The following is a 9555-nucleotide window of genomic DNA, read 5'->3' on the forward strand; positions in this document are numbered from 1 at the left end:
TGTAGCCGCGGCGGTATTCGAACTTGTCCACCGCCTTCATCAGGCCGATGTTGCCCTCCTGGATCAGGTCCAGGAACTGCAGGCCGCGGTTGGTGTACTTCTTGGCGATGGAGATCACCAGGCGCAGGTTGGCCTCGACCATCTCCTTCTTCGCGCGTCGTGCCTTGGCCTCGCCGATCGACATGCGGCGGTTGATGTCCTTGATCTCGGCAATGCTCAGGTTGGCCTGCCGTTCGATCTCGCGGAGCTTCTTCTGCAGTCGCACCACGTCGTCGGCGACCAGCGCCAGTTGGTCGGTGTACTTGCCCCTCGCTTTCTGCGCCTCGGCGATCCAGTCCAGGTTGGTCTCGTTCTTCGGGAACGAGTCGATGAAAATCTTTCGGGGCATGTGCGACTGCACCACCACCAGGTTCATGATCTGGCGCTCGTGGCGGCGGATCTGGTCGATGGTCCTGTGCAGGTTGGACGTCAGTTCGTCGACCACGCGCGGAACCAGCTTGAATTCCATGAAGTAGCGCGCCGTCTCCTCGCGGGCCACGGCGTACGATTCCCTGTCGCCCCGCTCGCAGGCTTCCTGGGCGGTCTGTTGCAATTCGGCGAGCCGCCCGAACCGCACCCGCGCCTCTTCGGGATCGGGGCCGGTGTCTTCGACCTCCTCGTCGTCCGAATCGTCGTCGCTGGCATCGCCGCTGTCGTCGCTGGCATCGGCAGCAGCCGGTGGGGCGGGGGCCGGGGTTTCGGGAATGTCGGCCGGGTCGGCAAGGCCTCGCGCGACCGCCTCGCCGTCGGCGATGTCGGGGTTGATGAAGGAGACCACCAGGTCGGTCAGGCGGTTGTTGTTCGCGACCAGGCGTTCGTACTGCGCGAGCAACTGGCTGATCGCCGTGGGATGGTGCGCAAGGGCGAACAGGACCTGCATCAGGCCCTCTTCAATGCGCTTCGCAATCCGGATCTCACCCTCGCGGGTCAGCAGTTCGACCGTACCCATCTCGCGCATGTACATGCGCACCGGGTCCGTCGTGCGCCCGAAGTCGCTGTCGACGGCCGCCAGAGCGGCCACGGCATCCTCGGCATCGTCATCGCTGGAGACACTGCCGTCGGAAAGGAGTAGCGTATCGGCATCGGGCGCCTGTTCGTGCACCGCGATGCCCATGTCGTTGATCATCGCAATGATGTCTTCGATCTGCTCGGAGTCGATGATCGAGTCCGGCAGGTGGTCGTTCACCTCGGTATACGTGAGGTAGCCCTGCTCCTTGCCCTTGGCAATAAGCTCCTTGAGCTGAGACTGCTGCTCTTCCCGATTCATCGCGTATAAGCTCCGAGGTGATTCGTCTGAAACCAAGCCAGACAGTATAGCAGAGAATGCTGATTTTGCAGTTGCGCTGCGTTGTGGTATGAAGGCCGTTGGGGATCTGTAACCTTCCCGAAAGCCACAACCCCTGGCGGCAAGCCATTTCCGGGTCATGGTCCCGTCGATTTCCCGCCCACGATCTTCGGCTTTCCACGGATGTGGGGGTGGTGAGCCAGGTTTTCAAGCTCTTCAACGCTGATGGGACGTGTCGGCGGGACGCTTATTCCCCTCTGTTCCCCATGCCCTCGCCCTGCGCGAGCAACGCCTGCAGGCGCCGCAACTCCTCGAGCTCTTCCTGCCCCAGCGGACGGTCTGTCTGGGACGACAGGCTGCGCATGCGTTCCCTGCAATGCTCGCGGAACAGGCGGTCGGCGCTGTCGAGTGCAACGCGCCGGGAGAGTTCGGGTTCCTCGCCGCCCAGTGGCAGGCTGGCCAGTTGCATCAGGCGAGGGAAGAAGCTGGCGTCCCGGAACTGTTCGAGGAGGCGGGCGGTGGAAATGCCGGGGCTGGCGTCGATACTGTCGAGGATGGAGCCGAGAATCTCCGGAGCACGGCCGCCCGCGGCGACCAGGCGCAGTATGCTCGGGTCTCGCCAGTCCGCCCGCGGCAACTGCAGGACGCGCGCGAGCAGCGCGGACCACAGCTGGTTTCGCCCTCTAGGTGCGGTGCCGCCGGATGAATCGTCGCCCCCCCGGGGCGGGGCGGCAGCGGTTCGTGGACCGGCTTCAGGCTGCTCGAGCATCGCCTCGATCCTTGCGCGGGGGGTCTGGGTACGCTCCGCCACGAGGTCGCAGAGTTGCCCGCGAAACAGCGGGTCGTTCACGGTGTTGACCAAAGCCACGGCCGCATGCGCGCACTGGCTGCGACCCTCGGCGGTATCCAGCGGATAGCGCTCTGCGAGCAGGCGCATGAACGTCTCCGACAGGACGGTGCCCGCGTTCAGGCGCCGCTGCCAGCCCTCCAGCCCCTCGCGGCGGACGAGGCTGTCCGGGTCGTCGCCCTCGGGCAGGAACAGCACGCGGATCTCGCGCATGCCCTGAACGACGGGAAGCGCCTGTTCCATGGCCCGCCAGGCGGCACGCCGCCCGGCCTCGTCGCCGTCGAAGCAAAGGACCAGCCGGGGTACCTGACGGAACAGCAGGTCCAGGTGGCCGCGGGTGAGGGCGGTGCCCATGCAGGCGACCGCACGCCGGAAGCCCGCCTGAGCCAGTCCGACCACATCCATGTAGCCCTCGGTGACCACGAGTTCGCCGAGCCGGGTCTCGGCGCGCCTTGCCTCGAACAGCCCGTAGATGGTCTGGCTCTTGTGAAAGACTGCGGATTCAGGGCTGTTCAGGTACTTGGGCTCGCCGGGTTCGATCAGGCGTCCGCCGAAGCCGGTCACTCGGCCGCGGCGGTCGCGGATCGGGAACAGGATGCGTGCGCGGAAGCGGTCGCGCAGGCTGCCGTCGTCCCGGCGCGCGGCCAGGCCGGACGCGATCAGCGTTTCCGTGTCGAAGCGCTCGCCCAGTGCGCGGACCAGGGTGCCCGCGCCCGCCGGCGCCCAGCCAATGGCGAAGTCCCGCGCGGTGTTGCCGTCGATGCCGCGTCCCTTCAGGTACTCCACCGCGACGGGGCTGTGTTTCAACTGGTCGACGTAGAAACGGGCTGCCGCCTCGAGGGCCTCGATGAGATGCGCGGTGGGTTCGGCCTCGACGCTGCCCGGCTCGCGCGGCACCTCCAGGCCTGCCCATTCCGCGAGCTGTCCGATGGCTTCGGGAAAGCTCAGGTTCTCGTGCTCCATCAGGAAGCTGACGGCGGTGCCGTGGGCTCCGCAGCCGAAGCAGTGATAGAACTGCTTCTGCGGCGAGACGTAGAACGATGGCGTGTTCTCGCTGTGGAACGGGCAGCACGCAGCGAACTCGCTGCCGGATTTCTTCAGCGGTACATAACGCTGGATCAGTTCGACCAGATCCGTGCGTTCGAGCAGGTCGTCGATGAAGGCCTGTGGTATGCGTCCTGCCATGGGGCTGCCTGTGGTCGGCCCAGCGGAGCCGTTATTCTCCCGCGCGCATCATGGCACGTATCCCGCCTGCGTGACCCATTAGAGTCAGCGCTGGATATCCTGGACCGACCCGATGGAGCGGATCCAGGGTTGGCCCGCGCGCACTTCCTCCGGAAGGTTGGCGAGCGCCTGCTCCGCCGCCGAACGGCTGGCGAAGCTGCCCGCCAGTGCGACGACGAAGTCTCGTCCGCCCGACTGTGTTGGGATCAGGCGGATTCCCGCCAAGCCGTGGGCTTCGACGAAACTGCGCGCCGCGGCAGCGTTCTGCGCTGCGATCAGCTGGATGGTGAACTGGTCGCGGTTCTGTCGCCCGAGCCAGGCCCGGTCCTCGGCCAAGGTCTCTGCCATGGGGGCGGCGGCGGGCGGTTGGGCCGGGACAGGAGGCGGCTGGGCCGGAGCGGGTGGGGGCACCGGGTCGGCAGGGGGCGGCTCGACCGGAACGGGCGGGGGCGCCGGCTGGGCAGGGGGCGGCTCGACCGGAGCGGGCGCGGGGGTCGGCTCGGCAGGAGGCGGCTCGGCAGGAAGCTCCGGGCGCGGTTCGGGTTGTGGCGCCGGCAGGGGCTCTTCCGGTGGGGTCATCTCTGCCGGGGGACGGTCGTCGAACGGAACTTCGACGATTCGGGGATCGTCCGGCGGTCCCGGTGCGATGGCCAACGGATCCTCCCAGGCAGGCCCCGGTTCGGCCGGCTCTGGCGCCGGCGCCGGAACGACGGGAAGCGGCAAATCCACGGTGCTGACGGGAGGGGTCGGGGGGCGGTCGAAGAGGTGTCGCGCGAACGGGGCGAGGATCAGGAAGGCGACCAATGCGGCAACCGCGGGAACGAACCAGGTCCGACTCCAGAACGGGACCGGGGAGGTCTCCTGCTCGCGTTCCGGTTCGCTTTGCTGCGGTTCCGGGCCGCGATCCTCCTCATCCGCACGCTGGTCCGCGAGGTCGCGTTCCTCGTGCTGCTCGTCGTATTGGTCGCCGTACTGGTCGTCGGATTCCTCGTAGCGCCGCGCGCTGTCGAGCGGTGTCTCCGCAGGCGGGTCGCCGGTCACGCCGAGGGCGGTAGGGGAAGTCTGCCACGTCGGACCCTCGCCCCCGTTCGCATGCGCGCCGGAGGTGGAGCCTGCCGCAGCGGATTTTCCCATGCGTGCCCGGCAAACGCGCTCCAGCCACTCGTTGGCGAAAATGTTCAGGCCTTCCGGAAGCCCCTTGCTTTCGGCCTGCAGGTCGGCGATCACGTCCTCCGTCAGCAGGGCGCCATGATCGGGCATGCCGGCCGCGCGCAGGCGGTGCCGCAGGTAGGCCTCGGTCTGTTCCAGGCTGAAGGGGCGCAGGGTAAAGCGTGCGGTCTGTTGTTCGTCGGACGAACGCAACTGCAGGCGGCGGCGCTGCAGTACCGGATCGCCGGCCAGGATCAGGCGCGGCGCCCGGCCCTCGGCACTGAGGATGTCGCTGCGGATGCGCAGCAGGATGTTGATGAGATCCATCCCCAGCAGGTGGGCGTCGTCCACCGCGATCACCGGATCGAAACCGGCGCGGATGCGACCGGCCAGCAGGTCGCCCAGGGGGCGGTCCGGATCGTCGTGGCCGCTGGCGCGCAGGTGATTGCGGATGGTGAAGTCCACCGCCTCGAACTGGGTGTTCAGCCGCGCGCGGAAGGCGATCAGTTCATAGTTGTCGGGCAAAGATCCCAGCAGTCGCATCAACTGCATGCTGCGCCCGGAACCGTCCTCGCCGGTGAGCATCAGGATTGCACCGGGTGCCTCGATTGCCTCCGCGGCGGAGGTCATCAGGGCTTCCAGCCGGTCGTCGGTGTAGACGAAATCCTCGGTCGGCAGCGAGTCGAACGGCGGGTACCGCAGCTTCAGTTCGACCAGACAGTCGGGATGCAGGGACATGGCGGCGGGCTCAGATCAGTGTGCGCAGGTCGAAGACCCGGTGGTGTTCACGAATGGCGTGGCGGTCGGTCATCCCGGCGATGTAGTCGGCAATGCCCCGCGCCAGTCCATGTTCGTCGTGCTCGGCGAGCCGGCGGCCATGGGTCTGGAAGTGTTCGGGAAGCAGCTTGGCGTCGTCCATGAAGGCATTGAACAGGTCCTGCACGATGCGCTGGGCCTTCACCGTCATCCGGTGGACCCGATGATGATGGTACAGGTTCTGGCGCAGGAAGCGCTTGAGTTCCCGATTCTGAAGGGCCATCTCCGGACTGAACCGGATCAGCGGCTCGGGGAATGCGCGCACCGCATCGGGATGGTCGACCCCCGCCGCGGAGACGGCCACGCGGCTGGTGGTGATCAGGTCCGACACCAGCGCATCGATCATCCTGCGCACGGTCTCGTGCTGCACCCGGCGCGCTTCCAGTGTCGGGTAGCGGGAGCGTACCTGCTCGTAGCGTACACGGAACAGCTCGACCTCGCACAGTTGCTCCATGGTGAGCAGACCCGCGCGAAGGCCATCGTCGATGTCGTGATTGTTGTAGGCAACCTCGTCGGCCACGTTGGTGAGTTGGGCCTCCAGGCTCGGCTGCCCGTCCTTCAGGAAACGCTCGGCGACAGGCCCGAGGCGCCGTGCGTTTTCCTGCGAGCAGTGTTTCAGGACGCCTTCCCGAGTCTCGAACGTTAGGTTCAGCCCGTCGAATTCGGCATAGTGCTGCTCGAGAAAGTCGACGATCCGCAGAGACTGCAGGTTGTGTTCGAAGCCGCCGCGGTCGCGCATGCAGTTGTTCAGCGCACGCTGTCCGGCGTGGCCGAAGGGTGTGTGGCCGAGGTCGTGCGCGAGGGCGATGGCCTCGGTCAGATCCTCGTTCAGTCCCAGCGCGCGGGCGCTGGAGCGCGCGATCTGGGCGACCTCCAGCGAGTGGGTGAGCCGGTTGCGGAACAGGTCGCCCTCGTGGCTCACGAAGACCTGGGTCTTGTACTTCAGGCGTCGAAAGGCGGTGCTGTGCACGATGCGGTCGCGGTCGCGCTGGAATTCGCCGCGGTGGTTCGGCGGCGGCTCGGGATGGCGGCGGCCACGGGAATGGGCTGTCGCGGCCGCGTACGGCGCGAGCCCGGGACCGGCGGGCCTCGTTTCGGTCGCGGGCTCAGCCAATGCCGGTCTCGCGCGTCTCGGGGGGCGGCAGGGTGTTCTCCAGCGCCTCGTGTGGGAACTCGCCGGTCACCGCTGCGGTGCCGATCGCCTTCAGCAGCACCAGCCGCAGGCGACCGTCCATGACCTTCTTGTCGATGGCCATCAGCTCGCGGAAACGCTCGGCGCCGACCTCTGGCGGCGGGGACAGCTGCAGCCCGGCGCGGGCGATCAAGGCCTCGGTCCGTTCCCGCTCGGCGCTGCTGAGCCAGCCCATGCGTTCCGACATGCGCGCGGCCATCGCCATGCCGGTGCCGACGGCTTCGCCGTGCAGCCACTGGCCGTAGCCCATGCCGGCCTCGATCGCGTGGCCGAAGGTGTGGCCGAGGTTCAGCAGTGCCCTGCGCCCGGCCTCGCGTTCGTCGGCCGCAACCACCTCGGCCTTGCAGGCGCAGGAGCGGTAGATGGCCTCGATCAGGACCTCTTCCTGCAGGTCCAGCAGTTCCTCGATGTGTCGCTCCAGCCAGGCGAAGAACCCGGCATCCTGGATCAGGCCGTACTTGATGATCTCGGCCGCGCCGGCGCGCAGCTCTCGCAGCGGCAATGTCCGCAGGGTATCGGTGTCGATGAGCACGGCACGAGGCTGGTGGAAGGCACCGATCATGTTCTTGCCCAGCGGATGGTTGACGCCCGTCTTGCCGCCCACGGACGAGTCGACCTGGGAGAGCAGGGTGGTCGGCACCTGGATGAAATCGATGCCACGCTGGTAGATCGCCGCGGCGAACCCGGCGATGTCGCCGACCACGCCGCCGCCGAATGCGATCAGGGTGCTACCGCGGTCGAGGCGGGCCTCGAGCATCCGGGTCAGGATGGATTCCACCGTCGCCAGCGTCTTGAACTGCTCGCCGTCCGGGAGGTTCATCCACGTCACGGGTTGCCCGCCGAGCAGCGAGCGCAGTCGCTCGCCGTGCAGCGGCGCCACCGTTTCGTTGCTGACCACGAACAGGCGCTGCCCGTGCCAATGGGGCTGCAACAGCTCCGGACGGTCCAGCAGGCCGCTGCCGATGTGGATCGGATAGCTTCGCGTGCCGAGTTCGACGTTGAGGGTCTTCATCCACGGCATGATAACGTGACCGCCCGGGCAAGCGTAGACAGGCCCCTGGGTTTTTCTTTGCATTGCTTTGATCTATCATTGCGAGTTCTGCTCAGGCAGTGCGAGCGATCCTGCGTGCCCAGGATTCGATATCAAGATCAGTTACGGAGAAGATATGCCCCACGTTCGAGTACGCGAAAACGAGCCCTTCGAAGTTGCCCTGCGCCGCTTCAAGCGCACCTGTGAAAAGGCCGGTGTGGTCTCCGAGGTGCGCCGCCGCGAGTACTATGAAAAGCCGACCACCGAGCGCAAGCGCAAGGCGGCGGCGGCCGTCAAGCGTCAGCTCAAGCGCAATTCCAGGGACATCACCCGCCGCGTGCGGATGTACTGACCCCCCCCCGCCCCAGGCACGCCTCATGGTGTTGAAGACCCGCATCGCGGAAGCGGTGAAGGATGCGATGCGCGCACGCGACCGCGAGCGCCTCGGAACCCTGCGGCTGATCCAGTCCGAAATCAAGCAGTTCGAGGTCGATGAGCGCCGCGAACCGGACGATGCGGTCATCCTCGCGATCCTGAACCGGATGCTGAAACAGCGCCGCGACTCCATCGAGCAGTACCGCAAGGGACAGCGCGAGGATCTCGCTGCCCGCGAGGAAGCCGAAGTCGCGATCATTCGGGAATACATGCCCGAGCCGCTGGGCGCGGACGCCGTGGCGGCGCTGATCGAGACGGCGGTCGAGGAGTCCGGTGCCGCCGGGCCAAAGGACATGGGGCAGGTCATGGCGATCCTGAAGCCCAGGCTGAGCGGCAGGGCCGACATGGCGGAAGTCAGCCGGGCGGTTCGGGAAGTGCTCGCCCAGCGCGCCGGCGGCTGACCGAAGTCGCTCCCCCCAGCCCGACCTTCAAGGTCCACTTCGTGTCCATTTGCGCGGCTCCCGGAGTCGGGTAATGGTCGCCAGACCCGTTCCGAGGATGAAGATGACGACACCGCTGGCCAATGATCGATTCCTGCGCGCCCTGCTGCGCCAACCCGTGGACCGCACGCCGATCTGGATCATGCGGCAGGCCGGGCGCTATCTGCCGGAGTACCGCGCGAGTCGGGCGCGGGCCGGTAGTTTCCTGGATCTCTGCCAGAACCCGGAACTGGCGTGTGAAGTGACCATGCAGCCGCTGGCGCGCTTTCCGCTGGATGCGGCGATCCTGTTCTCGGACATCCTCACCGTCCCCGACGCGATGGGCCTGGGCCTGTATTTCGAGACCGGGGAGGGGCCGCGTTTCCGCGATCCGGTGCGCTCGCTGGCGGACATCGAGCGCCTGCCGATCCCCGATCCCGAGCAGGAGCTGCGCTACGTGATGGACGCGGTGCGCCTGATCCGGCGCGAACTGCAGGGCCGCGTGCCGCTGATCGGCTTCGCCGGCAGCCCCTGGACCCTGGCGACCTACATGGTGGAGGGGGCGACCTCGCGCGACTTCGCCGAGACCAAGCGCCTGCTCTACGGGGAGCCGCAGGCGATGCACGCCCTGTTGCAGAAGGTCTCTGCGGCGGTGGCCAGTTACCTCAACGCCCAGATCCAGGCCGGTGCCCAGGCGGTGATGATTTTCGATACCTGGGGCGGATCGCTCTCGCCGCGGCTCTACCGCGAGTTCTCGCTGGCCTACATGCAGCGCATCGTCGATGAACTGACCCGGGAGCACGAGGGCCGGCGCGTGCCGGTGATCCTGTTCACCAAGGGTGGCGGATCCTGGCTCGAGTGGCAGGCGGACACGGGCGCCGATGCGCTGGGCCTCGACTGGACGATCGAGATCGCCGAGGCCGAGGCCCGGGTCGGGGATCGGGTCGCGCTGCAGGGAAACATGGATCCATCGGTGCTCTATGCCGGAGATGACGTGGTGCGTGCCGAGGCACGGCGCGTGCTGGACGGCTTCAAGGGCAAGACCGGGCACGTCTTCAACCTCGGTCATGGCATCCATCCCGGCATCGACCCGGACCGGGTCGCCACGCTGGTCGAGAC

8 protein-coding genes are annotated in these 9555 nt (G+C 67.1%); 3 read left to right on the forward strand and 5 right to left on the reverse strand.

Features of this window, described 5'->3' with window-relative positions; translation table 11 throughout:
• From EA346_RS11340 to aroB, 5 genes are all read right to left on the reverse strand, one after another.
• Positions 1–1306 (reverse strand): sigma-70 family RNA polymerase sigma factor (locus EA346_RS11340; protein ID WP_296758643.1); only part of this gene is annotated, 1306 nt, incomplete at its 3' end.
• Between the two features lie 265 nt (positions 1307–1571).
• Positions 1572–3356, reverse strand: coding sequence for a DNA primase (gene dnaG, locus EA346_RS11345; protein WP_296758647.1), 1785 nt, complete (start codon positions 3354–3356; stop codon positions 1572–1574).
• A gap of 84 nt (positions 3357–3440) precedes the next feature.
• Complete coding sequence (locus tag EA346_RS11350; protein ID WP_296758650.1) at positions 3441–5282, reverse strand: AAA family ATPase; 1842 nt, start codon at positions 5280–5282, stop codon at positions 3441–3443.
• Between the two features lie 10 nt (positions 5283–5292).
• Positions 5293–6474, reverse strand: a complete 1182-nt coding sequence (locus EA346_RS11355) for a deoxyguanosinetriphosphate triphosphohydrolase (protein WP_296758652.1) — start codon at positions 6472–6474, stop codon at positions 5293–5295.
• Positions 6467–7564 (reverse strand): 3-dehydroquinate synthase, encoded by a 1098-nt coding sequence (aroB, locus tag EA346_RS11360; RefSeq protein WP_296758655.1) that lies wholly within the window; start codon positions 7562–7564, stop codon positions 6467–6469. The genes EA346_RS11355 and aroB overlap by 8 nt, the downstream gene beginning before the upstream one ends.
• Before the next feature lie 154 nt (positions 7565–7718).
• On the opposite strand from aroB, the gene rpsU reads away from it, so the two are divergent.
• The 3 genes from rpsU to hemE form a co-directional block, all read left to right on the forward strand.
• Positions 7719–7934 carry a 30S ribosomal protein S21 gene (gene rpsU, locus EA346_RS11365; protein ID WP_296749726.1) on the forward strand — a complete coding sequence of 72 codons (216 nt, stop codon included), beginning with the start codon at positions 7719–7721 and terminating at the stop codon, positions 7932–7934.
• A 25-nt stretch (positions 7935–7959) separates the two neighbouring features.
• Complete coding sequence (locus EA346_RS11370; RefSeq protein WP_296758657.1) at positions 7960–8418, forward strand: GatB/YqeY domain-containing protein; 459 nt, start codon at positions 7960–7962, stop codon at positions 8416–8418.
• A gap of 103 nt (positions 8419–8521) precedes the next feature.
• Positions 8522–9555: uroporphyrinogen decarboxylase (gene hemE, locus EA346_RS11375; RefSeq protein ID WP_296758661.1), on the forward strand; the 1034-nt coding region annotated here is incomplete at its 3' end.

The sequence above is a fragment of the Thioalkalivibrio sp. genome (assembly GCF_007692535.1).
Taxonomy (GTDB): Bacteria; Pseudomonadota; Gammaproteobacteria; order Ectothiorhodospirales; family Ectothiorhodospiraceae; genus Thioalkalivibrio.

Excerpts from the sequence above, each read along its gene's own strand:
- dnaG (WP_296758647.1), bottom strand. The coding sequence starts at position 3,356 with ATGGCAGGACGCATACCACAGGCCTTCATCGACGACCTGCTCGAACGC.
- EA346_RS11350 (WP_296758650.1), bottom strand. The coding sequence starts at position 5,282 with ATGTCCCTGCATCCCGACTGTCTGGTCGAACTGAAGCTGCGGTACCCG.
- aroB (WP_296758655.1), bottom strand. The coding sequence starts at position 7,564 with ATGAAGACCCTCAACGTCGAACTCGGCACGCGAAGCTATCCGATCCAC.
- rpsU (WP_296749726.1), top strand. The coding sequence starts at position 7,719 with ATGCCCCACGTTCGAGTACGCGAAAACGAGCCCTTCGAAGTTGCCCTG.
- EA346_RS11370 (WP_296758657.1), top strand. The coding sequence starts at position 7,960 with ATGGTGTTGAAGACCCGCATCGCGGAAGCGGTGAAGGATGCGATGCGC.